This window comes from Nocardioides sp. Z24_21 (genome assembly GCF_058134345.1).
Genome location: NZ_JBYTTH010000001.1, coordinates 798,584 through 823,979, shown reverse-complemented (window position 1 = coordinate 823,979; position 25,396 = coordinate 798,584). Strand labels below are relative to the sequence as shown.

General features: G+C 72.9%; 27 protein-coding genes, 1 tRNA gene and 1 riboswitch. Of the genes, 20 read left to right on the top strand and 8 right to left on the bottom strand.

All coding sequences use genetic code 11. From position 1 onward, the window contains the following. Positions 1-147: 147 nt before the first annotated feature. Both AC3X7Z_RS04050 and AC3X7Z_RS04045 read left to right on the top strand, forming a co-directional pair. Positions 148-1,026 carry a helix-turn-helix transcriptional regulator gene (locus AC3X7Z_RS04050; protein WP_489975079.1) on the top strand — a complete coding sequence of 293 codons (879 nt, stop codon included), beginning with the start codon at positions 148-150 and terminating at the stop codon, positions 1,024-1,026. 66 nt (positions 1,027-1,092) lie between these two features. Continuing rightward, positions 1,093-1,863 carry a 3'(2'),5'-bisphosphate nucleotidase CysQ gene (locus tag AC3X7Z_RS04045; protein WP_186339034.1) on the top strand — a complete coding sequence of 257 codons (771 nt, stop codon included), beginning with the start codon at positions 1,093-1,095 and terminating at the stop codon, positions 1,861-1,863. Positions 1,864-1,904: 41 nt separating this feature from the next. On the opposite strand, the gene AC3X7Z_RS04040 is transcribed toward AC3X7Z_RS04045, so the two are convergent. After that, the gene (locus AC3X7Z_RS04040; protein ID WP_489975078.1) at positions 1,905-2,219 is read right to left on the bottom strand and encodes a DMT family transporter; all 315 of its coding nucleotides are present in this window, start codon (positions 2,217-2,219) and stop codon (positions 1,905-1,907) included. Positions 2,220-2,231: 12 nt separating this feature from the next. Continuing rightward, positions 2,232-2,296, bottom strand: a riboswitch (guanidine-III (ykkC-III) riboswitch). Between the two features lie 85 nt (positions 2,297-2,381). On the opposite strand from AC3X7Z_RS04040, the gene AC3X7Z_RS04035 reads away from it, so the two are divergent. Then, on the top strand, positions 2,382-2,792 hold the full coding sequence (locus AC3X7Z_RS04035) for a VOC family protein (RefSeq protein WP_186339032.1): 411 nt from the start codon (positions 2,382-2,384) through the stop codon (positions 2,790-2,792). A 10-nt stretch (positions 2,793-2,802) separates the two neighbouring features. Here the strand turns inward: AC3X7Z_RS04035 and AC3X7Z_RS04030 are convergent, their stop codons facing one another. The 3 genes from AC3X7Z_RS04030 to AC3X7Z_RS04020 all read right to left on the bottom strand — a co-directional run bounded on the left by AC3X7Z_RS04030 (position 2,803) and on the right by AC3X7Z_RS04020 (position 5,893). Continuing rightward, a complete protein-coding gene (locus tag AC3X7Z_RS04030; RefSeq protein WP_489975077.1) occupies positions 2,803-4,335 on the bottom strand; it encodes a M28 family peptidase in 1,533 nt (510 codons plus the stop codon). A 79-nt stretch (positions 4,336-4,414) separates the two neighbouring features. Beyond that, a complete protein-coding gene (locus AC3X7Z_RS04025; protein WP_489975076.1) occupies positions 4,415-5,092 on the bottom strand; it encodes a hypothetical protein in 678 nt (225 codons plus the stop codon). Positions 5,093-5,179: 87 nt separating this feature from the next. Then, on the bottom strand, positions 5,180-5,893 hold the full coding sequence (locus tag AC3X7Z_RS04020; protein WP_489975075.1) for a hypothetical protein: 714 nt from the start codon (positions 5,891-5,893) through the stop codon (positions 5,180-5,182). A gap of 193 nt (positions 5,894-6,086) precedes the next feature. Here AC3X7Z_RS04020 and mfd point away from each other — a divergent pair, with 193 nt between their 5' ends. The 11 genes from mfd (at position 6,087) to AC3X7Z_RS03965 (ending at position 16,890) form a co-directional block, all read left to right on the top strand. Beyond that, on the top strand, positions 6,087-9,668 hold the full coding sequence (gene mfd, locus AC3X7Z_RS04015) for a transcription-repair coupling factor (protein WP_489975074.1): 3,582 nt from the start codon (positions 6,087-6,089) through the stop codon (positions 9,666-9,668). 4 nt (positions 9,669-9,672) lie between these two features. Next, positions 9,673-10,341, top strand: a complete 669-nt coding sequence (locus tag AC3X7Z_RS04010) for a hypothetical protein (RefSeq protein ID WP_489975073.1) — start codon at positions 9,673-9,675, stop codon at positions 10,339-10,341. A 4-nt stretch (positions 10,342-10,345) separates the two neighbouring features. After that, positions 10,346-10,774, top strand: a complete 429-nt coding sequence (locus AC3X7Z_RS04005; protein ID WP_489975072.1) for a MazG nucleotide pyrophosphohydrolase domain-containing protein — start codon at positions 10,346-10,348, stop codon at positions 10,772-10,774. Positions 10,775-11,413: 639 nt separating this feature from the next. Beyond that, positions 11,414-12,691, top strand: coding sequence for a phosphopyruvate hydratase (eno, locus tag AC3X7Z_RS04000; protein ID WP_186339024.1), 1,278 nt, complete (start codon positions 11,414-11,416; stop codon positions 12,689-12,691). 19 nt (positions 12,692-12,710) lie between these two features. Beyond that, complete coding sequence (locus tag AC3X7Z_RS03995) at positions 12,711-13,355, top strand: FtsB family cell division protein (protein ID WP_206054419.1); 645 nt, start codon at positions 12,711-12,713, stop codon at positions 13,353-13,355. After that, positions 13,352-13,891, top strand: a complete 540-nt coding sequence (locus AC3X7Z_RS03990) for a DUF501 domain-containing protein (RefSeq protein ID WP_186342708.1) — start codon at positions 13,352-13,354, stop codon at positions 13,889-13,891. Before AC3X7Z_RS03995 ends, AC3X7Z_RS03990 begins: the two co-directional genes overlap by 4 nt. A 44-nt stretch (positions 13,892-13,935) precedes the next feature. Beyond that, positions 13,936-14,865: a Ppx/GppA phosphatase family protein gene (locus AC3X7Z_RS03985; protein WP_186342709.1), complete on the top strand. Its 930-nt coding sequence runs from the start codon at positions 13,936-13,938 to the stop codon at positions 14,863-14,865. After that, a complete protein-coding gene (locus AC3X7Z_RS03980) occupies positions 14,862-15,695 on the top strand; it encodes a uracil-DNA glycosylase (protein WP_489975071.1) in 834 nt (277 codons plus the stop codon). The genes AC3X7Z_RS03985 and AC3X7Z_RS03980 overlap by 4 nt, the downstream gene beginning before the upstream one ends. A gap of 13 nt (positions 15,696-15,708) precedes the next feature. Next, positions 15,709-16,227 carry a glycine cleavage system transcriptional repressor gene (locus tag AC3X7Z_RS03975; protein WP_186342711.1) on the top strand — a complete coding sequence of 173 codons (519 nt, stop codon included), beginning with the start codon at positions 15,709-15,711 and terminating at the stop codon, positions 16,225-16,227. 11 nt (positions 16,228-16,238) lie between these two features. Continuing rightward, a complete protein-coding gene (def, locus tag AC3X7Z_RS03970; RefSeq protein WP_489975070.1) occupies positions 16,239-16,796 on the top strand; it encodes a peptide deformylase in 558 nt (185 codons plus the stop codon). A 17-nt stretch (positions 16,797-16,813) separates the two neighbouring features. Next, a tRNA-Leu gene (locus tag AC3X7Z_RS03965) sits at positions 16,814-16,890 on the top strand. Positions 16,891-16,929: 39 nt separating this feature from the next. On the opposite strand, the gene AC3X7Z_RS03960 is transcribed toward AC3X7Z_RS03965, so the two are convergent. Both AC3X7Z_RS03960 and AC3X7Z_RS03955 read right to left on the bottom strand, forming a co-directional pair. Continuing rightward, positions 16,930-17,325 carry a hypothetical protein gene (locus tag AC3X7Z_RS03960; protein ID WP_489975069.1) on the bottom strand — a complete coding sequence of 132 codons (396 nt, stop codon included), beginning with the start codon at positions 17,323-17,325 and terminating at the stop codon, positions 16,930-16,932. Beyond that, the gene (locus AC3X7Z_RS03955; RefSeq protein ID WP_489975068.1) at positions 17,312-17,527 is read right to left on the bottom strand and encodes a helix-turn-helix transcriptional regulator; all 216 of its coding nucleotides are present in this window, start codon (positions 17,525-17,527) and stop codon (positions 17,312-17,314) included. Before AC3X7Z_RS03955 ends, AC3X7Z_RS03960 begins: the two co-directional genes overlap by 14 nt. Positions 17,528-17,715: 188 nt before the next feature. Between AC3X7Z_RS03955 and AC3X7Z_RS03950 the strand changes: the two genes are divergently transcribed. Beyond that, positions 17,716-18,600 (top strand): Bax inhibitor-1/YccA family protein, encoded by an 885-nt coding sequence (locus AC3X7Z_RS03950; protein ID WP_489975067.1) that lies wholly within the window; start codon positions 17,716-17,718, stop codon positions 18,598-18,600. Positions 18,601-18,680: 80 nt separating this feature from the next. On the opposite strand, the gene AC3X7Z_RS03945 is transcribed toward AC3X7Z_RS03950, so the two are convergent. Next, positions 18,681-19,763 (bottom strand): SGNH/GDSL hydrolase family protein, encoded by a 1,083-nt coding sequence (locus AC3X7Z_RS03945; RefSeq protein ID WP_489975066.1) that lies wholly within the window; start codon positions 19,761-19,763, stop codon positions 18,681-18,683. A gap of 60 nt (positions 19,764-19,823) precedes the next feature. On the opposite strand from AC3X7Z_RS03945, the gene AC3X7Z_RS03940 reads away from it, so the two are divergent. Genes AC3X7Z_RS03940 through AC3X7Z_RS03920 form a run of 5 tightly spaced genes read left to right on the top strand, consistent with a single transcriptional unit; the run spans position 19,824 to position 24,163 of the window. Further along, positions 19,824-21,215, top strand: a complete 1,392-nt coding sequence (locus AC3X7Z_RS03940) for a cystathionine beta-synthase (protein ID WP_489975065.1) — start codon at positions 19,824-19,826, stop codon at positions 21,213-21,215. A 17-nt stretch (positions 21,216-21,232) separates the two neighbouring features. Continuing rightward, entirely contained in the window at positions 21,233-21,640 is a 408-nt protein-coding gene (locus AC3X7Z_RS03935) for a hypothetical protein (RefSeq protein ID WP_186342717.1), read from the top strand. Positions 21,641-21,654: 14 nt separating this feature from the next. Then, a complete protein-coding gene (locus AC3X7Z_RS03930; protein WP_186342718.1) occupies positions 21,655-22,434 on the top strand; it encodes a TSUP family transporter in 780 nt (259 codons plus the stop codon). A 35-nt stretch (positions 22,435-22,469) separates the two neighbouring features. Beyond that, positions 22,470-23,537, top strand: a complete 1,068-nt coding sequence (locus tag AC3X7Z_RS03925) for a YhjD/YihY/BrkB family envelope integrity protein (RefSeq protein ID WP_489975064.1) — start codon at positions 22,470-22,472, stop codon at positions 23,535-23,537. Then, positions 23,534-24,163, top strand: coding sequence for a YigZ family protein (locus tag AC3X7Z_RS03920; protein WP_186342720.1), 630 nt, complete (start codon positions 23,534-23,536; stop codon positions 24,161-24,163). Before AC3X7Z_RS03925 ends, AC3X7Z_RS03920 begins: the two co-directional genes overlap by 4 nt. 12 nt (positions 24,164-24,175) lie before the next feature. Here the strand turns inward: AC3X7Z_RS03920 and AC3X7Z_RS03915 are convergent, their stop codons facing one another. Continuing rightward, the gene (locus AC3X7Z_RS03915) at positions 24,176-25,396 is read right to left on the bottom strand and encodes an iron-containing alcohol dehydrogenase (RefSeq protein WP_186342721.1); all 1,221 of its coding nucleotides are present in this window, start codon (positions 25,394-25,396) and stop codon (positions 24,176-24,178) included.

Here is a 25,396-nt window from a genome sequence, read left to right as displayed (position 1 = left end):
AGCGGGCATGGATTTCCCTTCAAGCGGGTAGGCGTCACCCACGCTGCTTCCCGCCTCCCCAATTCGGTGCACGTTGGGTGGCGAGGGACCTTTCCTCGCCCCGGCCCGGACAGGCTGGGAGGCGCGACCAGCGCGAGGGAGGCGTACATGAGCGTGGCGGGTCCGGTGTGGGTGCTGTCCCCGCACCTCTTGGTGGCGCAGGCGATCACCGCCGCGCTCGGCTCCGTCGGTGTGCCTGCACGCACCCGCCGGTGGGAGTCCGTGGACAGAGAGGCGACCTCCGACGACTCCGAGGAGCTCGGTCCAGCGGTGTTCGTCGCCGTGGTGGACGGTCTTGACAATCCGGAGGTCGTCGCCCATGTCGAGGCGCTGGCGCGCCGACGAGCCGGTCGGGTCGTGGTGGTGACCTCCGCCGAGGCCTCCGTGCGATGGGGTGGACTCCTGGCCGATGACACCGTCGACGTGGTGACCGTGTCGACCTCGGTGACCCAGCTCGCCGACGTCGTACGGCGACTCGTGGCCGGCGACTCGGCGATGGACCCGGACAGGCGGGCGGTGCTCCGCGCCGCCTACGCCCACGACCTCGACCGGCGCCGGCAGGCACGCGCCCAGCTCGAGACGCTCTCGCCCCAGCAGCGGCGCGTCCTCGAGCTCCTCGCGTCCGGGCGGCGGGTGGCCGAGGTGGGCGTCGAGATGGGGGTCGCGGAGGGCACCGTCCGCAGCCACGTCAAGGCGCTGCGCGCCAAGCTGGGCGTGTCGACGCAGCTCAAGGCCGTGGCGACGTTCCACCAGGCCTACCAGTCGTACCCGGGCTCGAACGCGGGCTCGGAGCGCGAGCCGGAGTCGGGCTCGGACTCGGGCTCGGACTCGGACTCCGGCTCGGACTCGGGGGAGGTGCCGCGAGCCGAGCCGGCCGCCGAGCCCCGAGCGGTGGGGGAGGTGCGCGTCACGGTCGAGGCGGTGCCGGACCCTCGGCGGGGGACTGCGGACCGGGCGCCCCCGGCCCTGGTGCTCCTCCGTCGCTAGGCTTCGGTCCATGACCTCACCCCACGTCGAGCACCGCTCCGCCCCCCTCGCCGCGGGGGCCGCAGCATGATCGACCCCGCCACGCTCGACGACCACGCCTTCGCCGCCTGGGCGGCCGAGCGCGCCGGCTCGGTGCTGCTCGACGTGCGCGCCGGCGCGGCGGCCGAAGGGCTGGAGGGCAAGGCGCTCAAGGACGCCGGCGACGCCGCGGCCCAGGCCGAGCTCGACCGCGTCCTCACCCTGCACCGACCGGACGACGCGGTGCTGTCGGAGGAGGCGGCCGACGACAAGTCGCGCCTCACCGCGCGTCGCGTCTGGATCATCGACCCGCTCGACGGCACCCGGGAGTTCTCCGAGCCGCCCCGCGACGACTGGGCGGTCCACGTGGCGCTGTGGGAGGACGGCGACCTCGTCGCGGGCGCGGTCGCCCAGCCCGCGCTGGGGGAGACGTTCAGCACCGGCAGGCCCAGCGTGGTGCCCCCGCGCACGTCGCAGCGTCCCCGCATCGCGGTCTCCCGCAGCCGCCCGCCCGCCTTCGTCGAGGCGCTGGCCGCCGAGCTCGACGCCGAGCTGGTGCCGATGGGCAGCGCCGGCGTGAAGGTGATGAGCGTGGTGCGTGACATCGCCGACGCCTACGTCCACGCCGGTGGGCAGTACCAGTGGGACAACGCCGCCCCGGTCGCCGTCGCGCGGGCGGCCGGCCTGCACTGCAGCCGCGTCGACGGCTCGCCGCTGGTCTACAACGCCGACGACACCTCGCTGCCCGACCTGATCGTGTGCCGCCCCGAGCTGGCCGACGAGATCGTCGACTTCGTCCGCCGCCACGGCACCGACTGACCCGCTGCCTCGGGTCGAGGGGGTCGATCGGATCGAGGGCGTCAGTGCACCAGCTTGAGCCCGACGATGCACCCGACCAGCCCGGCCAGCAGCAGGGCCTTGACCACCGAGAACGACTCGGTGCCGGTGAGCATCGCCACGACCACGGTCAGCACGGCGCCGATGCCCACCCACACGGCGTACGACGTGCCGACCGGCAGGGTGCGCATGGCGTAGCCCAGGCCGGCCATGCTCATCGCGAGCGCGACGAGGAAGGTCGCGGTGGGCAGCGGACGGGTGAGCCCCTCGGAGCGGCCGAGCGCGGTGGCCCACACCGCCTCCAGGACGCCGGACAGGACGAGCACCAACCAGGCCATGGCCATCTCCTCGACGGCCGTCTTGTCGCTGTCCGGGTACGGCTCCCTCGTCCGGTCGCCCGCGGTCGGGGCACGGCCCACGGTGTCACGCCGGGGCGAGGCGGGCAACTCACCCCGAAAGCCGGTTGCGGGAGGTCGCGCCCATTGCCAGTGTGGGCGCCCATGACCTCCTTCGTCTCGCACACGACCGTCGACTGTCACGACGCCTACGAGCTCTCCACCTGGTGGAAGGCGCTGCTCGGCTACGTCGACGTGGCCGACGACCCCAACGAGCCGGGCCACGAGGAGTGCATGATCCTCGACCCCGACACCGGCCACAGCATCCTGTTCCTCGAGGTGCCCGACGCCGACCTGCCCCCCAAGCGGACCCACTTCGACCTGCGCCCGCGCACCGGCACCCGCGACGACGAGATCGAGCGGGTCCGTGGCCTCGGCGCCACCGAGGTCGCCGACCACCGCGGCGAGTGGGGGCCGGGCACCGGATGGGTGGTGTTCGCCGACCCCGAGGGCAACGAGTTCTGCATCCTGCGCTCGCAGGCGGAGGCGGACGCCGCGCCACCCCCGCCTGCGTGAGCGACCAGGCTCAGGTGGCCAGCGCGTAGGCCGCGCAGCCGATCATCTCCATGCTCACCGTCAGCCGGTCCATGCTGATGTTCTTGTCGATGGTGTCCTCGGGCGAGTGGTAGGGCGGCTCGAGCAGGGCCGGCGTCGCCTCGCCACGCCAGGAGAAGTTGGCCGAGGCGATGCCGACCTCCTGGAACGACTGGTGGTCGCTGGCCCCGCGCTGGGTCACCGGCGAGATCTGCGGCTCGTAGCCCAGCCGTCGCGAGGCGGCGGTGATCTGGTCGGTGGTCGCGTTGCCGGCGCCCGAGAACGACAGCTGCCAGTAGCGGGTGGCGGGGCTCCAGCTGGTGCCGACCATGTCGTTCTGGAACACGCCGCGGATGCGTCCGCGGTCGGTCGCCGAGAGCTGGGCGACGTGGTGGCGCGAGCCGATGAGGCCCTGCTCCTCCGAGCCCCACAGCGCGAGGCGGATCGTGGCGTCGACCTTGGGCAGCTTGCGCAGCACCCGGGCGAGCTCGAGCGTGAGCACGGTGCCCGAGCCGTCGTCGTTGGCTCCGGGGGCGCCGATCACCGAGTCGTAGTGAGCGGAGATGTAGACGAGCGGGCCGCCGGCGCGGGCGCGACCGGGGATGTCGGCGAGGACGTTGTTGCTGGTCAGGCCGCGGTGCGAGGTCGTGCGGATCGTCAGGCGCAGCGGGCGCACCGCGAGCTCCTCGCGCAGCAGCCGCTTCTGCACCTGCGCGACGCCCAGCACCGGGATCGTCGCGACGGGCGTCCACGGCGGGGCGCTCGACCCCGTCGTGGGCACCAGCCGCGGCGAGGAAGCGGAGGCGCGGCGGGGATACTCCAGGTCGGCGGGCAGGAGGATCACGGCCGCCGCGCCGCGTCGCTGGGCCTCGAGCACGAAGGCCGCGCGCAGCTCGACGCGAGTGGCGGGGGTGGCGTCCTGGGCGTCGTCGGCCAGCACGACCGCGCCGGTGATCGCCGCCGGGTCGGCGGGCCACGCGGGTGCGGTCGCCGCCTTCACGTCGACCACGCGGCCGGTGACCGGGGCGCGGTCGAGGCCGGCGTCGGGGGACGCGCCGGCCTGCCAGCTGATGTCGTCGGCCAGCTGGCGGTCGGGGTCGCCGATGTCGGCGAGGAACTTGTCGGCGACGGCGAACGGCTCGAGGCGTACGTCGCGGCAGCCGGCGCTGCGCAGCGAGGTGAGGGCGAACTCGGCGGCGGCCCGCTCCGAGGCGGTGCCGCCGATCCGCGGGCCGATGCGCTCGGAGAGCACCCGCAGGTCGGACAGCGCGCGGGAGGGGCGGATGCCCTTGACGACGAGGCGGTCACGGACGGCGAGGGAGGGGCCGCGCACCGCTCCGGGGCGGGTGGCGTCGGCGGCCCAAGCGGGCTGACCCGCGGCGACGATCGCGACGCCTCCGGCGGCGCCGGCGAGGAGCTTGCGCCGCGTCAGCGCCGCGGCGGGCTGGCCGGACGGGGTGGGCTGGGTGGGCTGGGTGGGCTGGGTGGGCAGGCTGGACTGGTCTGATCCCGAGAAGTCGTTCATGGAAGGCGAACCTATGTGTCCGACAGTCGAACGGTAAAGGCACGATCCACGATCCGCGCCCGACGGCGCGGCACGGGGGTCAGGAGACCCAGGTGCGCCAGCGGAAGCTCGCCGGGAGGTAGGCGGCGTCGCCCTTGGTCTGGAACGACCAGAACCACGTCCCCTTGCGACGGGGGAGGTCCAGGCGGTACCTGCCGCGGTCGTCGGTCCGGATGACCCGGTAGCGCGTGTAGCCGGAGTACTGCTTGCGCGAGACCTTGACGACGATCTTCTTCTGCACGTAGCGGGGCCGGACCTTGCCCGTGATCGCGAACCCGCCGGAGGGGCGGGTGATGGACCGGGCGACCTGGACGGTGAACTCGTCCGACTCGCTGGAGGTGTAGCCGTCGTCCTGGGAGGAACCTGCCTTGTCGCCGTCGTAGGCGACCTTGTAGGAGGTGTTCATCCGCGGCCTGACGCCGGTGAAGTCGAGCAGGGGCGAGGAGTTCGTCGCGATCTCGCGCCACTCGTCGGACGTGGCCCGCTTGGCGAGGAGCGTCGTCGTGCCGTCGGTCGGCGCGGAGCCCGACTCGCTGTCGACGTCGACGTCGACGTCGATGACGATGACGTCCCCGAAATCGATCACCGTCTCGCTCGGCACGGCGACGGTCGTCGTCGACTCCGGGTCAGCGGCGGTGGCGGGGGCGGCGACGGCGGTCATCGTGCCGACCAGCGCTCCTGTGACGAGGAGTCGGGCGGTGCCGCGGTGGGAGGACATTCTCGCGCCCCTCGGTGGTTCGGGATGGGCCGCGAGCCAGCGCCGCCCTCGACGGGCGACGCTGGCTCACGTGGTGAAGCTGGGCGGTCAGGCCCGCTCGGCGACGGTGCGCGCGAGAGGAGCCTTGTAGCTGTAGGTGTACCAGACCTCACTGTAGGCGAGGAACTTCGAGTTCCCCGGCACGGTGATCTTGAAGTAGAGCCGCTTGCCGCGCTTGGCAGCAGGCAGGCGGACCTGGAACTTGCTCTTCTTGTCGGTCTTGACCGTCTTGAACTTCTTGTACTTCTTGCCCTTCTTGATCTGGATCTTGACCTTGCTCTTCTTGTAGTCCGGCTTGACCTTGCCCTTGATCGTCAGGCGGGCCTTGGCCTTGCCGATGGTCACGTTGCGCGCGACGCCGATGGTGAAGGGCGCGGACTCGGCGGCCGCGTAGTTGTTCTGGTAGGTCGAGGTGGCGGCGTAGCCGTTGTAGACGACCTTGTACTGGGTGTTGGCGGCCGGCTTGACGTCGTAGAAGGAGCTCGACGCGTAGGTGCCGGTGGCGACGGGCGCCCACGCGGCCGCGCCGGCCTCGAGGGCGTAGAGGGTCGAGTTGCCGTAGCTGACGCTGCGGCCGTCGGAGCCGGTGACGGTCACGCTGACGGACAGGTCGTCGCCGTACTCGACGGCGTCCGTGCTGGGCGTGGCGGTGACCGTGGCGGTCAGGTTCTCGGTCGCGCTGCTGGGTGCGGCGACGGCGATGGGCGCGAGGCCGAGAAGGCCGGCCGTGACCGTGCCTGCGATGAGACGAGTGATGCGCATGTCCCCGTGTGTTCCTCTCAGGTGAAGTGCTGACACGCCCGGCAACGCCGGGCGTTGACGTGCTTGCTACCCGTGGGGCGTACGGGACAAACCCCTCTCCCCGTCCGCGTGTCCGGCAGCCCCCGTAGACTTTCATCCTCCCCCCTCTCGGACCACAGGGGGGCTCTTCCGCGTGCTCTCGAAGGGATCTCCGGTGTCGTCCACGCCCCTCGCCGCCGTCGCCCGGCGCGTCGTCGCCGCTCCCACGCTGGGCGGAGCACTGGCCGACGCCGGGGTGCAGTCCGCGCTCGACCTGACCGGCCCCGCGGCGGTGCGGCCGTTCGTGGTGCACGGGCTGGTGGAGCGCGGGCGCACGGTGCTCGCCGTCACGGCGACCTCGCGCGAGGCCGAGGACCTCGTCGAGGAGCTGGCCGACCTCGTCGACCCCGCCTCCGTGGCCTACTACCCGAGCTGGGAGACGCTGCCCCACGAGCGGCTGAGCCCCCGCAGCGACACCGTCGGACGCCGCCTCGCCGTGCTGCGGCGCCTGCGCCACCCGGGCTCCGACGTCGCCAACGGCCCGCTCAAGGTCGTCGTGGCCCCCATCCGCAGCCTGCTCCAGCCGCAGGTCGCCGGTCTCGCCGACATCGAGCCGGTCGAGCTGGCGCCGGGGGACACCCGGGCGCTGGAGGACGTCGTGCGCGGCCTGGCCGACGCGGCCTACTCGCGGGTCGACATGGTCGAGCGGCGCGGCGAGTTCGCGGTGCGCGGCGGCATCGTCGACGTCTTCCCGCCCACCGAGGAGCACCCGCTGCGGGTGGAGTTCTGGGGCGACGACGTCGAGGACATCCGCGCCTTCTCCGTCGCCGACCAGCGCACCCTCGAGACCGTCGAGCGGCTGTGGGCGCCGCCGTGCCGCGAGCTGCTGCTGACCGACGACGTACGCCGGCGCGCCGCCGAGCTCGGCCAGGCGCACCCCCAGCTGGTCGAGCTCACCGACAAGATGGCCGCCGGCATCGCGGTGGAGGGCATGGAGTCGCTGGCGCCCGCGCTGGTCGACTCGATGGAGCTGCTCGTCGACCTGATGCCGGCCGACACCACGGTCCTCGTGCTCGACCCCGAGCGCGCCCGCACCCGCGCCCACGACCTGGTGGCGACCAGCGAGGAGTTCCTCGGCGCCTCGTGGGCCGCGGCCGCCGGCGGTGGCACGGCGCCGATCGACCTCGGCGCGGCCTCCTACCGCGAGGTCGCCGACGTCCGGCTGCACGCGCTCGGGCTGGGCCACGCGTGGTGGACGGTGAGCCCCTTCGGGATCGACACCGACGACGTGGTGCCCGACGCCGCGACCGCCGGGGTGCCGAGCCGCACCCTGCCGGTGCATCCCGCCGAGGCCTACCGCGGCGACCTCCAGCAGGCGGTCGACGACATCCGCGGCTGGGTGAGCGACGACGTCGACGTCGTCGTGGTGCACGCCGGCCACGGCCCGGCGCAGCGGTTCGTCGAGCTGCTCGGCGAGAACGACATCGCGGCCCGCCTCGTCGAGGAGGAGGAGACGGCGGGGCCCCACGTGGTCACCGTGACGTGCGGCCACCTCGTGCACGGCATCGTCGACGACGAGGCGCGCGTCGCGGTCCTCACCGGCGACGACCTGTCCGGGCAGAAGGCCTCGACGCGCGACATGCGCAAGATGCCGGCGCGGCGCAAGAAGCAGATCGACCCGCTCGAGCTCAAGGCCGGCGACTACGTCGTCCACGAGCAGCACGGCGTGGGCCGCTTCGTGGAGATGAGGCAGCGCGAGATCAGCGGCGCGGTGCGCGAGTACCTCGTCCTGGAGTACGGCCCCAGCAAGCGCGGCGGCCCCAACGACATGCTCTACGTCCCGGCCGACACCCTCGACCAGGTCACCCGCTACGTCGGCGGGGAGAACCCCAGCCTCGACCGCCTCGGCGGGGGCGACTGGACCAAGCGCAAGAACAAGGCGCGCCGTGCGGTCCGGGAGATCGCCGCCGAGCTGATCAAGCTCTATGCCGCCCGCCAGGCCACCAAGGGCTACGCCTTCGGGCCCGACACCCCGTGGCAGCGCGAGCTCGAGGACGCCTTCCCGTTCACCGAGACCGCCGACCAGCTGACGACGGTCGAGGAGGTGAAGGCCGACATGCGCCGTGTCGTGCCGATGGACCGCCTGGTCTGCGGCGACGTGGGATACGGCAAGACCGAGATCGCGGTCCGCGCGGCGTTCAAGGCGGTGCAGGACGGCAAGCAGGTCGCGGTCCTGGTGCCCACGACCCTGCTCGTCACCCAGCACCTGTCGACGTTCTCGGAGCGGATGAGCGGCTTCCCGGTCGAGATCCGCGCCCTCTCGCGCTTCCAGACCGACAAGGAGGCCAAGGAGGTCGCCGCGGGCCTCGCCGACGGCTCGATCGACATCGTCGTGGGCACCCACCGCCTGCTCAACCCCGACATCGTGGTCAAGGACCTCGGGCTGATCATCGTCGACGAGGAGCAGCGCTTCGGCGTCGAGCACAAGGAGCAGATGAAGCGGATGCGCACGTCGGTCGACGTGCTGTCGATGAGCGCGACGCCGATCCCGCGCACGCTGGAGATGGCGGTGACCGGCATCCGCGAGATGTCCACGATCACCACCCCGCCGGAGGAGCGGCACCCGGTGCTCACCTACGTCGGCGCCTACGAGGACCGCCAGGTCGTCGCGGCCGTGCGGCGCGAGCTGCTGCGCGAGGGGCAGGTCTTCTACATCCACAACCGGGTGCAGTCGATCGAGAAGGCGGCAGCCCGCATCCGCGAGCTGGTGCCGGAGGCGCGGGTCGCGACCGCGCACGGCCAGATGAACGAGCGCCAGCTCGAGCAGGTCATGCTCGACTTCTGGGAGAAGCGCTTCGACGTGCTCGTCTGCACCACGCTGGTGGAGTCGGGCCTCGACGTGTCCAACGCCAACACGATGATCATCGAGCGTGCCGACACCCTCGGCCTGTCCCAGCTGCACCAGCTGCGCGGCCGGGTCGGCCGCTCGCGCGAGCGCGCCTACGCCTACTTCCTCTATCCCGCCGAGAAGCCGATGACCGAGACCGCCCACGAGCGGCTCGCCACCCTGGCCCAGCACTCCGACCTCGGCGGCGGCATGGCCATCGCGATGAAGGACCTCGAGATCCGCGGCGCGGGCAACCTGCTCGGCGGTGAGCAGTCGGGCCACATCGCCGACGTCGGCTTCGACCTCTACGTCCGGCTGGTCGGCGAGGCGGTCGCCGACTTCAAGGGCGGGGGCGAGGAGGAGCTCGCCGAGGTGCGCATCGAGCTGCCGGTCGACGCCCACCTGCCCCACGACTACATCCCCAGCGAGCGCCTGCGGCTCGAGATCTACAAGCGGCTGGCCGAGGTGCGCACCGACGCCGACGTCGACGAGGTGCGCGCCGAGCTGGTCGACCGCTACGGCACCCCGCCGGAGGTGGTCGAGTCGCTGCTCGTCGTGGCCCGGTTCCGGGCGCGCTGCCGCCAGGTCGGCGTCCGCGAGGTCACGGTGGCCGGCAAGTACGTCCGGTTCGCGCCGGTCGACCTGCCCGAGTCGCGCGTCGTACGACTCCAGCGGCTCTACCCCCGCAGCGTCGTCAAGGCCCCCGTCAGCACGATCCTCGTGCCGCGCCCGCAGGGCACCGGGTTCCCCGTGCGTCCGGTGGCGGGCGTGGCCCTGCTTGAATGGGCCCGAGGCGTGATCGACGAGGTCGTCGCCCCGCCCGCGCCCGCGGCCAGCGGCGCCGCCCCCGCAGCATCGACCAAGGAGTGACCCCGTGAGCAAGACCCGCCTGATGACGGCCGCGACGACGGCCCTCGCAGGACTGCTGCTGACCGGCTGCGGCGGGATCAGCCCCGGCGTGGCCGTGCAGGTCGGCGACGAGGAGATCACGACCCGCGAGGTCGACCGGGTGACGGCCAACTACTGCACCGCGGTGGGCGACCTCGACACCGAGGTGCCGATGGGCTTCGTGCGCCAGTACGTCGTGCAGCTGCTGACCCTGCGCGCGCAGGTGTCGCAGATCGCGGACGAGTACGGCGTCGAGCCGGGCTCGGGCTACTACAACGACGTCGCGCAGCGCCAGGGCACGGCCGCCACCAAGCCCGAGGAGGTCCGCGACGACTTCGTCGAGCTGGCGTCCGCCTCGGCGTACGCCCAGGACGTCCTCGAGCAGGTCGGGCGCGAGGTCCTCGAGGACGAGGGCACCGAGGACCCGTCCGTCGAGCAGGCGACGGACGCCGGCATCGAGGTCTTCAACGCGTGGCCCGAGACCCACGACCTCGAGATCGACCCGCGCTACGGCCTGCGCAGCGTCGACGGGGTGCTCTCGCCGGTCGACACCAACACCTCCGTGGCGGTGGGCGACTTCGCGAAGTCGGGCCTCGCGACCGAGCCCGACCCGGCCTTCGCCTCGTCGCTGCCGGTCAACCAGCGCTGCGGCTGAGGCCATGACGGGCGGCGCTCCCCAGGGCACCGACGGCGCCGAGGGCTCCGCGCTGGAGGCATTCGCCGACCAGATGCGGGTGCTCCAGCGCGAGTGCCCCTGGAAGCGCGAGCAGACCCACGCCTCGCTGATCCCCTACGTGCGCGAGGAGGCCGAGGAGGTCGTCGAGGCGATCGAGTCGGGCGACCCGGCCGCGCTGTGCGACGAGCTCGGCGACCTGCTGCTGCAGGTGGTGATCCACGCGGTGATGGCCGAGGAGGCCGGCGAGTTCACCCTCGACGACGTGGCTCGCGGGGTGATCGCCAAGATGGAGCGCCGCAACCCGCACGTCTTCGGCGACGCCGTCGCGACCGACACCGCCGAGGTGATGCGCCTCTACAACGCTGCGAAGGCGGCTGAGAGGGCCGAGAAGGCGGCTGAGAAGGCCGAGTAGGCCAGTCAGGGCGCGGTGGTGAGCCGGCGGGCCACGAGGCGGCCGGCGACCCGATGGCCAGGACCGCCAGCCCGGCCAGGACCGAGCCGAGGGGGAGCGCGGCGGCCATCGCGACGCAGCCGGCCATCCCGGCCACCTGCAGGGCGCGCGGCCAGCGGCGGTGCTCGGCGGGCTGGCGCAGGGCCGCGAGGTTGGCGACGGCGTAGTAGACGAGCACGCCGAACGACGAGAAGCCGATCGCGCCGCGCAGGTCGACGAGCAGCACCAGGGCGACCACGGCGGCACCGATGACGACCTGCGCCGTGTCGGGGACCCGGTGTCGCGGGTCGACGGACGCCAGGTGGCCGGGCAGGTCGCGCGGCGGTGGCGTCGGCGACCGGCACCGCGGACGTGACCAGGGCGGCGCCGAGGACGTGCACCAGCGCCAGGGCGACCAGCAGGTAGAGCACGACGGCGGTGCCCAGCGCGACGAGGATGGCCCGGCCGAGGACCTCGGCGCAGAGCGTAGGCACCCCCGGCCGACGCCGGCCACCCGTTCGGACGCCCCGGCGACGTCGGGGTCGGGCGCGACTAGGCTGGCGGTCGAGCACGACGTTCACCTACCGACGTTCCCCTACCGACGTTCCCCAGGAGTCCTCCATGTCGATCATCGCTGCTGTCGGTGCCCGTGAGATCCTCGACTCGCGCGGCAACCCCACCGTCGAGGTGGAGGTGCTGCTCGAGGACGGTGCGTTCGGTCGGGCGGCCGTGCCCAGCGGGGCGTCGACCGGCGCCTTCGAGGCGGTGGAGCTGCGCGACGGCGGCAAGCGCTACCTCGGCAAGGGCGTGCAGAAGGCCGTCACCGGTGTCCTCGACACCATCTCCGGGGCGATCGTCGGGCTCGACGCCGACGACCAGCGCCTCGTCGACCAGACGATGCTCGACCTCGACGGCACGGCCAACAAGGCCAACCTCGGCGCCAACGCGATCCTCGGCGTCTCCCTCGCGACCGCCAAGGCCGCCGCGGAGTCGGCCGGGCTGGCGCTGTTCCGCTACGTCGGCGGCCCCAACGCGCACCTGCTGCCGGTGCCGATGATGAACATCCTCAACGGTGGCGCCCACGCCGACTCCAACGTCGACGTCCAGGAGTTCATGATCGCGCCGATCGGCGCGCCGACCTTCCGCGAGGCGCTGCAGCACGGCGCGGAGGTCTACCACGCACTCAAGTCGGTGCTGAAGAAGAAGGGCCTGTCCACCGGGCTCGGCGACGAGGGCGGCTTCGCGCCCGACCTGGCGAGCAACCGCGCCGCGCTCGACCTGATCGCCGAGGCGGTCAAGGCCGCCGGCTTCACCCTCGGCAAGGACATCGCCCTCGCGATGGACGTCGCGGCCAGCGAGTTCCACGACAAGGGCTCCTACACGTTCGAGGGCAAGAAGACGACCACGGACGCGATGGTCGACTACTACGCCGACCTCGTCGCCGCCTATCCGATCGTCTCCATCGAGGACCCGCTCGACGAGGAGGACTGGGACGGCTGGAAGGCGATCACCGAGGCCCTGGGCACCCGGACGCAGCTGGTCGGCGACGACCTCTTCGTGACCAACGTGGAGCGCCTGCAGCGAGGCATCGACGGCGGCCAGGCGAACGCGATGCTGGTGAAGGTCAACCAGATCGGCTCGCTCAGCGAGACCCTCGACGCGGTCGAGCTCGCCCACCGCGCGGGCTTCCGCAACATGATGAGCCACCGCTCGGGCGAGACCGAGGACACCACGATCGCCGACCTGGCGGTGGCCACCAACTGCGGCCAGATCAAGACCGGTGCGCCGGCCCGCTCCGACCGCGTCGCCAAGTACAACCAGCTGCTCCGCATCGAGGACGAGCTGGGTGACGCGGCTCGCTACGCCGGCCGGGGTGCCTTCCCGCGATTCGGCGGCTGAAGCAGGCACACTGGGCGCCATGCCTTCCCAGCGCCGTACGCCTCGGGGCGGGCCCGGCGGCCGCAACGGGTCGCGCGGACCGAGGCAGGGCAACAGCACGCGCCCCGGGTCCCGCGGCTCGCGCCCGCGCGGCGCGGCGGCGCGGACGACGTCCGCCCGCCCGGGCGAGCCGGGCGGTGCCGCGGCGCGCCCGGGCCCGGCGCGGCCGGCCGCGCGGCGTCCCCGCTTCACCGGCCGCGCGGCGGTGCTGGTGCTCGTGCTGGCGGTGCTGACCGTGTCCTACGCGTCCTCGCTGCGGGCCTACTTGCAGCAGCGCTCCCACATCGGCGACCTCAAGGCGCAGATCGCCGAGCGGGAGGCCAGCATCGACGACCTCGAGCGCGAGAAGAAGCGCTGGGACGACCCGGCCTACGTCAAGGCCCAGGCCCGCGCCCGGTTCGGCTACCTGATGCCCGGCGAGGCCGGCTTCGAGGTGACCGGGCCCGACGGCAGGCCGCTCGAGGCGCAGGCCTCCCTCAACGACCCCGACGACGTGATCAAGACGGTGCCCACGGCCTGGTGGACGACCGCCTGGGAGTCCATGGAGCTCGCCGGCAACCCGCCCCCGCCCGAGCAGCGCCCGGCCGACCTGGTCGACGGCACCACCGACGGAACGAAGCAGTGAGCGACGACGCGCCGACCCCCTCGCCCGAGCAGCGCATCGACCCGGCCGACGAGGCCGCCATCCGCGCCCAGCTCAAGCGCCGCCCCCGCGGCATCGACTCCGTGGGCCACCGGTGCCCCTGCGGCAACCCCGACGTGGTGACCACCGAGCCGCGGCTGCCCAACGGCACGCCCTTCCCCACGACCTTCTACCTCACCTGCCCGCGGGCTGCCTCGCGCATCGGCACCCTCGAGGGCTCGGGCCTGATGAAGGAGATGCAGGCGCGCCTGGGCACCGACGAGGAGCTGGCCGCTGCCTACCGCCGGGCGCACGAGCGCTACCTCGAGGCCCGCGCCGAGGTCGCCGAGCGGGCCGGGCTCGACGTGCCCGAGATCGAGGGGATCACCGCGGGCGGCATGCCCGACCGGGTCAAGTGCCTGCACGTGCTCGCCGCGCAGTCGCTGGCGATGGGTCGCGGGGTCAACCCCCTCGGCGACGAGGTCCTCGACCTCCTCGGCGACTGGTGGTCGGCCGGGCCCTGCGTGAGCGCCGACTGACGCGAGCCGCCGGACGCCCCGATCCGGGGCGGCACAATGACGCCATGACCGATCCCGGGCTCGTCGCCGCCGTCGACTGCGGCACCAACTCGATCAAGCTGCTCGTCGGACGCGTGCTCGACGGCGGCCGGCTCGACGTGGTGCTGCGCGAGTCGCGCGTCGTACGCCTCGGGCAGGACGTGGACCGCACAGGCGTGCTGGCCGACGAGGCCCTGGCTCGCACGCTCGCCGCCATCGACGACCTGGCCGCGATGGTCCGCGGCCAGGGCGTGGCCCCGGAGCGGGTGCGCTTCTGCGCCACGTCGGCCACCCGCGACGCCGCCAACGCGGGCGTGTTCGCCGACGGCGTGCGCGCGCGGCTGGGTGTCGAGCCGGAGGTGCTGTCGGGCGACGAGGAGGCCGCGCTGGTCTACGCCGGCGCGATCGCCGCCCAGGACCCGGTGCCGCCGGCGCCCGTGCTCGTCGTCGACATCGGCGGCGGGTCCAGCGAGCTCGTGCTGGGCGGGGGCGAGGAGCGGCAGGCGGTGTCGATGGACATCGGCTCGGTGCGCCTGCACGAGCGCCACCTCCACAGCGACCCCCCGACCGCGGCCGAGGTCGCCGCCTGCGTCGCCGACATCGACCGGCACCTCGACGACTGCGGCGTCCCGCTCCAGCGGGCGCGCACGGTCATCGGCACCTCGGGCACCATCAAGACGATCGCGTGCGGCGTGCTCGGCCTGGCGGGCTACGACCGCGACGGCTTCGACGGGGCGGTGCTGCCCAACGCCACGACGACCTCGTTCGTCGACGACCTGGTGGCGATGACGGTGGCCGAGCGGCGCACGCTGCCCTACATGCATCCCGGTCGTGCCGACGTGATCGGCGCCGGTGCGCTGATCTGGAGCCGGATCCTCGACCGGGTGCCGGTGACCGAGCACGTCGTGTCCGAGGCCGACATCCTCCACGGCATGGCGGCGGCGATCGGGCGATGAGCGAGCCGGTGCTCCTGCCGCACCCCGTCGTGGGCGGCGCGTTCTCCAGCCCGGTCGCGCCCGGCACCGGATGGCCCGACGACCCCGCCGCCCCCGACACCCCGGTCGCGCGCGACGCCGGCGACGTGCGCCGCCTCGCGAGCGACGTGCCGCTGGCCGAGCTCGACGCCCGGGTGAGCGTCTGCTCCGCGTGCCCGCGCCTGGTCGCCTGGCGCGAGGACGTCGCGGTGGCGAAGCGGGCCTCGTTCGCCGACCAGCCCTACTGGGGGCGGCCCATCCCCGGCTGGGGCGACCCGGAGCCCGCGCTCCTGGTCGTCGGCCTGGCCCCCGCGGCCAACGGCGGCAACCGCACCGGACGGATCTTCACCGGCGACCCCAGCGCCGACTGGCTCTTCGCTAGCCTGCACCGCACCGGGTGGGCCGCGCAGCCGACGAGCGAGCACGCCGGCGACGGGCAGCGGCTGCTGGGCGCCCGGATGGTCGCGACCGTGCGCTGCGCACCGCCGGACAACAAGCCCACCGCGGTCGAGCGCGACACCTGCGCGCCGTGGATCGCCGCCGAGCTGGCGCTGCTGCCGACGGTGCGGGTGGTGGTGGCGCTCGGTGGCTTCGGGTGGGACGGCGCGGTGCGCTCGCTCGTCGCGGCCGGTGCGCCGGCGCCGGCGCAGCGCCCGCGGTTCGGCCACGGTGCCGAGGTGGTGCTGGGCGGCGTGACCCTCCTCGGCTGCTACCACCCCTCGCCCCACAACACCTACACCCGCCGGCTCACCCGCGAGATGACCGACGAGGTCTTCGAGCGTGCCCGCGAGCTGACCGACGCCGCCGGCTGAGAGGATGCGCGGCGTGACCCTCCACGCCATCACCGTCCTCGGCCACGACCGCCCCGGCATCATCGCCGAGACCACCGGCAGGCTCGCCGGGCTGGGCCTCAACCTCGAGGACTCGACGATGACCCTGCTGCGCGGCCACTTCGCGATGATGCTGGTCTGCGAGGGCTCGGCGCCCGACGCCGAGATCGAGCAGGCGCTCGCGCCGCTCACCGCCGACGGCAGCCTGACCGTGACGGTCCGCGAGGTCCCCACCGAGCACCGGGCGGCCGGCGACGGCACGTCGTGGGTGCTGTCGGTCCACGGCGGCGACCGGCCCGGCATCGTGTCTGCCGTCGTCGCGGTCATCGCGGGCGTCGGGGGCAACATCACCGACCTCACCACCCGGCTGGCCGGCGACCTCTACCTGCTCGTCGCCGAGGTCGACCTCCCGTCCGGCGCCGACGCCAGCGCCGTGGAGCGCGAGCTCTCCCGGGTCGCGGCCGACCTCGGTGTGGGGGTCACCCTCCGCGCCGCCGACACCGACGAGCTCTGAGCACGCGAGCGATGGTCGTCAACACCCGGGTCCTGGAGTGGACCGAGACCGACCTCGGCGTGGCCGGGGAGCTCCGCGAGGTCGTCCGCGCGCCCGCCGCCGTGCTGTCGACGGTCGGCGAGAGCGTCGACCCGACCTCGCCCGACGTCGTCCGGCTCGCCGCCGACCTGGTCGCCACCATGCGGGTCTCGCCCGGCTGCGTCGGCCTGGCCGCGCCGCAGGTGGGGGTGGGCGCCAAGGTGTTCTGCGTCGACGTCTCCGAGCATCCCAAGACCCGGGCGCACCACGGCACGTTCGTGCTGTGCAACGCCGAGGTGGTCTCGGGCAGCCGCAACGAGAAGGCCCGCGAGGGGTGCATGTCCGTCCCGGACCTCACCGGCGACGTCAAGCGTCCCAGCCGGGTCGTCGTACGCGGCCAGCTGCCGGGCACCGGCGAGGAGGTCGAGATCGAGGCCGAGGCGTTCGAGGCGCGGGCGCTGCAGCACGAGATCGACCACTGCGACGGGCTGCTCTTCCTCGATCGCGCCGCCGGCGCCCACGCCGTCTACGCTCGCAAGACCTACCTCTGACCTGGCTCCAGGTCGCCGCCCCGGTATCCCAACCGGTAGAGGAAGCGGTCTTAAAAACCGCACAGTCTGGGTTCGAACCCCAGCCGGGGCACCACCAGGTCGCGATCGGGCTCCAGGTCGTGCCTGCGGCGGATCACCGGCGGAAGCGGAGCCAGACCAGCGCGGCGACGTACGCCAGTCCGCCGATGGCGCCGAGGGTGACGTAGGGCTGTCCGTCCCGCCCGAGGGCGACCTCCACGACGAATCCCACCAGGACCGCGACGAGGACGACCATCCCGCTGACGAGGGACGCGTCGCGGTCGATGCTGTTGATGCGTTCGTCCCGGCGATCGAGCAGTCCCTCGACGGTCTCGCTGCGGATGCTGAGCAACCAGGCCCCGACGGCCACCGCCGTCATCAGGGCCAGGCCGCCCCACGCGAAGGCCGTGTCGCCGCCCATGAGGCCTGCGACGAGGTAGGCCACACCGATCGCGACTGCGACGGTCGGGATCGTCCAGCGCCTGCGCTGCGTGACGTCAGTCGTCGTCATGGAAGAGCTCCTCTACTGCGGTGTCGAAGAATCGGGCGAGGCTGACGGCCAACGGGAGGGACGGGAGGTAGCGCCCCGTCTCGATCGAGATGATGGTCTGACGCGAGACGCCCATCGCCTCCCCGAGCTGGGCCTGCGACAGGCCTCGCTCGAGCCGTACCTCGCGGATGGTGTTGCGCACGACGTAAAGGGTGCTTGACATGACCGGAGTTGTCAAGGTCGCTTGACATCGCGCGCCAACCTGAGAAGTTGCTGTGAGGGGAACACCGCGGTCCGTGCCCGCGTTTCAACCGATGTCACCCCGGCTAGAGTGGCGTGACACCACAGGCGTCGTCACCGCGACGGCGCCCACCCTCCGGAAGCTCCGGGGGCGGCCTCCAAGGAGAGACCATGAAGAGCAACAACCCTGTTTTCGCCCGTTCCGAGGAGTTCAACCGCGCCTCGTCGAACGCCTACGGCAACCAGACCCACGCCGGCGGCGGCTCCGCCTACCCCGGCTACGGCGACGCCGGCACCGACCCGTCGACGTGGGGCACCGGCGCGCCCGGTCAGGTCGACCAGGGCCGGATGACCGTTGACTCGGTGGTGCAGAAGACCGCCATGTCGGTGGGCCTCGTCTTCGTGACGGCGTTCCTCACCTGGTGGTGGATCGGCGACATGGTCACGACCGACTCGTTCGGCCGCACCGTGGCCGACAGCGACGCACTGGGTCAGGCCAGCCTGCTGGCCATGCTCGGCGCGGGCGGCGCGTTCCTGCTGTCGCTGGTCAACAGCTTCAAGCGCGTGATCAGCCCCGCCCTGGTCCTGGCCTTCGCTGCCGCCGAGGGTGTCGCCCTCGGTGCGATCAGCAAGGTGTTCGACGCCCAGTTCGGTGACGGCATCGTCACCCAGGCCGTGCTCGGCACCTTCGCCGCCTTCATCGGCACGCTGGCCGCCTACAAGTTCTTCGACATCAAGGTCGGCGCCAAGTTCCGCACCTTCGTGGTCGCGGGCATGCTCGGCATGGTCGGCCTCGGCCTGCTGTCCCTGGTGCTCAGCCTCTTCGGCGTCCAGACCGGCCTGTTCGGCTTCGGCACCCTGGGCCTGGTCATGTCGATCGTCGGCCTGACGCTCGGTGTCTTCATGCTGATCCTCGACTTCGACTTCGTGGAGAACGGCGTCGCCGCCGGCCTCCCCGAGCGCGAGTCGTGGCGCGCGGCCTTCGGCCTGACCGTCAGCCTGGTCTGGATCTACACCAACCTGCTCCGGATCCTCGCGATCCTGCGTGGCGACTGATCCGCTGAGCCGCACCACCTGAACCACACACCACGGCCCGCCCGAGCACAGCTCGGGCGGGCCGCGGTGCGTCCGGAGGCTCAGTCCTGGCCGGCGGAGCTGCTGCCGGATCGGCTGGTGGCGGGGGAGGTGCCGGCGGGGGAGACCCCGGCGGTGTCCTCCTCCTCGTGCTCGCCCGGCGACTCCGCGTCGGGGGTGGGGCGGCGCCGGCGGTGCCGCAGCTCGACCCAGCGACCGCGCAGGCCGCGCTGGGTGCCGCCGACCTCGGTGCCGTCGACCTCCGTGCCGGGCGTGCGCGCGGCACGCACGGCCGCGGCCGCGACCGGGAGGATGCCCTCGCGACGCCGCGGCTCGGGCATCGCCTCGTCCTCGGGCAGCAGGTCGAGGGCGGCCAGGCACGAGGGGACCAGCACCGACGCGAGCTGCTTGTAGCCGTCGGCCGAGGGGTGGAACCGGTCGGGACCGAAGAGCACCGCGGGGGCGGCGTCGAACTCGGGGCCGAGGATGTCGCCGAGCGAGACGGACCGGCCGCCGTTCTCCACGACCGTGATGGTCTGCGCTGCCGCGAGGCGCCGCGACCACTCGCGTGCGATCTGCTTGAGCGGCGGCGGGATGGGGCGGATGGTGCCGAGGTCGGGACAGGTGCCGACGACGACCACGATGCCCGCCTCGCGCAGGCGGCGTACGCCCTCCGCGAGGTGGCGCACCGACGCGGACGGCAGCACGGTGTTGGTGACGTCGTTGGCGCCGATGAGCACGACGGCGAGGTCGGGGTGGGTGCCGATCGCGGCGTCGACCTGCTCGCCCAGCGCGCTCGACTGGGCGCCCACCACGGCGAACGAGCGCAGGTGGACCCGGCGGTCGGCCTGGGCGGCGACGCCGGTGGCCAGGTGGGCGCCGGTCGTGTCCTCGACCCGCTCGACGCCGTAGCCGGCAGCGGCCGAGTCGCCCAGCAGGGCGATGCGGATCGCCGGCCCGGGACGGCCGCGGCCGTACCAGCCGGTGGCGTCGGGCGGGATGTCGGTCGCGTTGCCGATGATCCGCCGCGCGAACTTCGCCTCGGCGACCAGGACCCCGTAGAGCCCGGCGCCGAGCACGGACAGCCCGCCACCGCCCAGGGCGGCGGCCGATGCCAGCTTGCGTGCTGCTCCTGTTGCCCCCACACCCTGATGCTACGCAACGGCAGTGACGGTCTCGGGCGAACGGCGGGCTAGATTGGCCGGGTGCAGTACGTGAACTCGCTCCTCGACCTCATCGGCAACACTCCGCTCGTCCGGCTCGGCCGGACCCTCGACCTCCCCGAGGGCGCGGCCGCCCCCCTGGTGCTGGCGAAGGTGGAGTACCTCAACCCGGGCGGCTCGGTGAAGGACCGCATCGCGTCCCGGATGATCGAGGCCGCCGAGGCGTCGGGGGAGCTTCAGCCGGGCGGCACGATCGTCGAGCCGACCTCGGGCAACACCGGCGTCGGGCTGGCGATGGTGGCCCAGCAGAAGGGCTACCACTGCATCTTCGTGTGCCCCGACAAGGTCAGCGAGGACAAGCGCAACGTGCTCAAGGCCTACGGCGCCGAGGTCGTGGTGTGCCCGACCGCCGTCGCGCCCGAGCACCCCGACTCCTACTACAACGTCAGCGACCGCCTCGCCTCCCAGCCCGGGGCGTGGAAGCCCGACCAGTACTCCAACCCCCACAACCCGCGCTCGCACTACGAGACCACCGGCCCGGAGATCTGGGAGCAGACCGACGGCCGGATCACCCACTTCGTGACCGGCATGGGCACCGGCGGCACGATCAGCGGGGTGGGGCGCTACCTCAAGGAGCAGAACCCCGACATCCAGGTCGTCGGCGCCGACCCGGCCGGGTCGGTCTACTCCGGCGGCACCGGCCGTCCCTACCTCGTCGAGGGCGTGGGCGAGGACTTCTGGCCCGACACCTACGACCGGGGCGTGGCCGACCGCGTCATCGAGGTCTCCGACGCCGACTCGTTCGCCTTCACCCGGCGCCTGGCCCGTGAGGAGGCCATGCTCGTCGGCGGGTCCGCCGGCATGGCCGCCTTCGCCGCCCGCCAGGTCGCCCACGAGCTGGCCGCCGAGGGGCGCACCGACGCCGTGGTCGTGGTGCTGCTGCCCGACTCGGGCCGCGGCTACCTCACCAAGGTCTTCAACGACGACTGGCTCGGCCAGTACGGCTTCGCCACCGGCGCGCAGGCCGACCACCGCACCGTCGGCGAGGTGCTGCACGGCAAGGCCGGCTGGCTGCCCGACCTGGTGCACACCCACCCCGGCGAGACGATCGCCGAGGCCGTCCACATCCTGCAGGAGTACGGCGTCAGCCAGATGCCCGTCGTCCGGGCCGAGCCGCCGATCGTGGCCGCCGAGGTCGCCGGATCGGTCTCCGAGCGCACCCTCCTCGACGCGCTCTTCACCGGCAACGCCAAGCTGACCGACCAGGTCGAGGACCACATGTCGGAGGCGCTGCCGACCATCGGCTCGACCGAGGCCGCCGCCGACGCCGTCAAGCTCCTCGAGCACGCCGACGCCGTGCTGGTGCAGGAGGACGGCAAGCCCATCGGCGTGCTGACCCGCCAGGACCTGCTCACGTTCGTGGCCTCCTCGTGAGGCGGCTCGCTGCCACCGTGCTGTCCCTCGCGTGCCTCGGCGCGCTGGGCGCGTGCGGCGACGACGTCAACACCGGCACCGACCCGGTCGAGGTCGAGGTCGGCGAGGCCTTCACCTGGAACGGCTTCAGCGTCGAGGAGGGCTGGAAGCTCACCGGCGTCAAGCGGTCGACGGGCGCTGAGGAGGTGACCACCCCCGAGGTGAGGGGCACGATCACCAACGCCTCGGACGAGGAGCGGGCAGCGCTCTTCGAGATGGTGTTCTCCGCCGACGGGGCGCCGGTCGCGACCCTCAACTGCTCGGCCGCCACCATGGAGCCCGACCAGTCGCAGGAGTTCGTCTGCCCCGGCCTGAGCGCCACCATGCCCGAGGACTACGACGCCGTCGTCGTGCAGGAGTTCAGCCGAGACACCACCTCCAGCTGACGTGGGGGCTCGACATGGGTGACCTCTCCGCCGAGGTCGTCCTCTTCCTGGTGCTGGCGGCGCTGGTCGCCGGGTTCGTCGACGCCGTCGTCGGCGGCGGTGGCCTGGTGCAGCTGCCCGCCCTGCTGATCGGCCTGCCGGGCGCCTCGGTGGTCCAGATCGCGGCCACCAACAAGCTGGCCTCCTTCTGCGGCACGTCGATCAGCGCAGCGACGTACGTGCGGCGCATCCGGCCCGACCCGCGCACGTTCCTGCCGCTGATGCTGGCCGCCGGCCTCGGGTCGGCGGGGGGAGCGCTGGTGGCCTCGATGCTGCCGCGCAGCGCCTTCGACCCGATCATCCTCGTGGTGCTGGTGGTCGTCGGCGGCTACGTCCTGATGCGCCCCAGCGTCGGCGAGCTGACCCGGCTGCGCTTCCAGCAGGGCCGACACCTCGCCGTCGTGGCCCTGACCGGCCTGACCATCGGGTTCTACGACGGCGCCATCGGCCCCGGCACCGGCTCGTTCCTGGTGTTCGCGCTGGTCGGGCTGCTGGGCTACAACTTCCTCGAGGCGTCCGCCAAGGCCAAGCTCGCCAACTGGGCGACCAACCTGGCCGCGTTGGCCGTCTTCATCCCCCAGGGCGCGGTCATCTGGGACCTCGCGCTGGTCATGGCGGCTGCCAACGTGACCGGCGGCTACTGCGGCGCCCGGCTGGCGATGGCGCGCGGCGCGCGCTTCGTCCGGGCGTTCTTCCTCGTCGTGGTGTCGGGGTTCGTCGTGCGACTCGGCGGACAGCTGCTCGGCTGGTGGTGACGGGATCGGCGGATGCGCCCGGTAGCCTCCATCAGGTGGGAGCGGTCTCGGCAGTCGACGGGTTCCAACGCCGTCATCCCGTGCTGGGCTTCCCGATCGCCGTCGTCTACAAGTTCTTCGACGACCAGGGCCCCTACCTCGCGGCCGCGCTGACCTACTACGCCTTCATCGCGATCTTCCCGCTGATGCTGCTCGGCACCTCGATCCTCGGCCTGGTCCTGCGCAACGAGCCGCAGTGGCAGGAGGCGATCCTCAACTCCGCGCTCTCGCAGTTCCCGATCATCGGCGACGAGCTCGGCCGGCCCGAGGGGCTGCAGGGCTCGGTCACCGGTGTCGTCGTCGGTGGGCTCGCCGCGCTCTACGGCGCGATGGGGCTCGGCCAGGCGCTGCAGAACACCCAGCACGTCGCCTGGTCGGTGCCGCGCAACAGCCGTCCCAACCCGTTCTACGCCCGGGTCAAGACGCTGCTGCTGCTCCTGACCGCCGGCCTCTCGCTGCTCGCGGTGACGATCGTGTCGACCATCGCCAGCACCACCGACCTGTTCACCGAGGTCATCGGCGGCGCGGTGAAGGGGCTGCTCCCGCTGCTCACCGTGCTGCTGGTCGGCACCGGGTTGACCTACCTCTTCCGCTTCGCCGCCACCGGCCAGCACTCGTTCTGGCGGGCGGCGCCGGGAGGGTTCACCCTCGCGGTGATGTGGCAGCTGCTCCAGATCGGCGGCGCGGCCTACGTCGACCGCACGCTGGTCAACACCACCTCGATGACCAAGACGTTCGGCCTCGTCCTCGGCCTGATCGGCTTCCTGTGGATCGGCGCGGTGATGGCCGTGCTGGCCACCGAGATCAACGTGGTGCTCTCGCGCCGGCTGTGGCCGCGGGCCCTGCTCACGCCGTTCACCGACAACGTCGAGCTCACCGATGCCGACCGCACGGCCTACGCCCTCTACGCAGGCATGCAGCGGCACAAGGGGTTCGAGGAGGTGGTGGTGCGCTGGAAGCCCGGCCCCGCCGAGAGTCCCACCCAGAATCCCACCGAGGGTCCCACCGAGAGTCCCGCCGCCGAGCCCGACACGACCGACGAGCCGTCGCAACGCCCGGCGTGACGTCCTACCTCACGATCGCGCGCGACGCGAGCGCGATGGTGGAGGACCGCGGCTCGCGCTTCCTGTGCACGCTGCGCCGGGTGTCCACCGAGGACGAGGCCCGCGCGCTCGTGGCCGCCCTGCGCCGCGAGCACTGGGACGCGCGCCACCACTGCTCGGCGTTCGTGCTCGGTCCGGACGCCGCCGTCCAGCGCTCCTCCGACGACGGCGAGCCGGCGGGCACGGCGGGCGCCCCGATGCTGGAGGTGCTCCGCGGGGCCGGGCTGAGCGACGTCGCGGCGGTGGTGACCCGGTGGTTCGGCGGCACGCTGCTGGGCGCGGGCGGCCTGGTCCGGGCGTATGGCGACGCCGTGCGGGGTGCGGTGGCCGAGGCCGGGGTGCTGCGCCGCTCGCTGCTGACCGAGCTGGCGGTCGACCTCGACCACGCCGACGCGGGCCGCGTGGAGGGGGAGCTGCGCGCACGGGGCGTCGCGGTCCTCGACGCGACGTACGACGCGCAGGTGCGGCTGCTGCTGGCCGCCCCGCCCGGTGAGGTCGAGCGCCTCGACGAGCTCGTCGCCGCGGCCACGGGCGGCCGGGTGCGCCCGGTCGCGGTGGGGGAGCGGTGGGTCGACGTCAGCGCGTGACGTCCCGGTCGATCAGCGAGTCGCTGCGGTGGGGTCGCCGAGCCACGCGGCCTCGAGCAACGCCGTCAGGCTGGCGGTGTCGGTCGGACCCGGGTGGTTCTGGATCAGCCGGGTGACCCCGCTGGCCATGTCGGCGAACCGCGGCAGGTCGGCGCGCTCGACGCCGATGTCGGCCAGGCTGGCGGGGATGCCGATGTCTGCCAGCAGCTGGACGAGCCAGGGCACGAACGCGTCCGCGGCCTCGCTCTCCGAGGAGCCGTCCACCTCCAGTCCGCACACCCTCGACAAGGTGGCCAGCCGGTCGCCGATCACCTCGCGCGCCGCGACCAGGGCGTAGGGCAGCAGCAGTCCCACTCCGAGGCCGTGCGGCGTGTGGGTGGCTGCGCCGATCGGGTACTGCAGGGCGTGCGGGGCGCCGTTGCCTGCGTGCGAGAACGCCAGCCCGGCGAGCACGGACCCGTAGGACATGTCCGCCCGGGCCACCACGTCGTTGCCGTCGCGGACGGCGCGGCGCAGGCTGCGGGCGATGCGCTCGGCGCCCTGGAGCGCGTAGTGGTCGGTGATCGGGTTGCGGCCGAGGAAGACCTGCTCCACCAGGTCGCGCGGTTCGTGGGCACGGGGGGCGGCGATGTAGCTCTCGACCGCGTGGCAGAACGCGTCGATGCCGGAGTACGCCGTGGCGGTCGCGGGGCACGAGTAGGTGAGCTCGGGGTCGACGACGGCGAAGTCGGGCACGATGTGGACGCTCGAGACACCGACCTTCAGCTCGCGCTCGGGGTCGGTCAGCACGGACACGGGGGTGAGCTCGGAGCCCGTGCCGGATGTCGTGGGCACGGCCACGAGGGGCATCGTCGGTCCGGGCACCCGGGACTCGCCGTAGTAGTCGCGCGGCGCTCCGCCGTAGCGGTGGATGACCCCGACGATCTTGGCGAGGTCGATGACCGTGCCGCCACCGATGGCGAGCAGTACGTCCGCGTCGACCTGGGCAGCGGCGGCCACCGCGAGGTCGACGTCCGTGAGGGGCACGTCGGGCGTCGCGTCGGCGAAGACCGCCACCGTGGCGACCCTGGCCTGCACGGCGGCGATCAGCTCGGCCACCCGCGGCTGGGCGAGGAGGACGCGGTCGGTCACGATGAGGACGCGCGAGCCGCACTCGGCCACCACCCGCGGGACGTTCTCCGCGACTCCCTCGCCCACCATCAGCTGGCGTGGTCCACGAACGGTCTCGAGCAT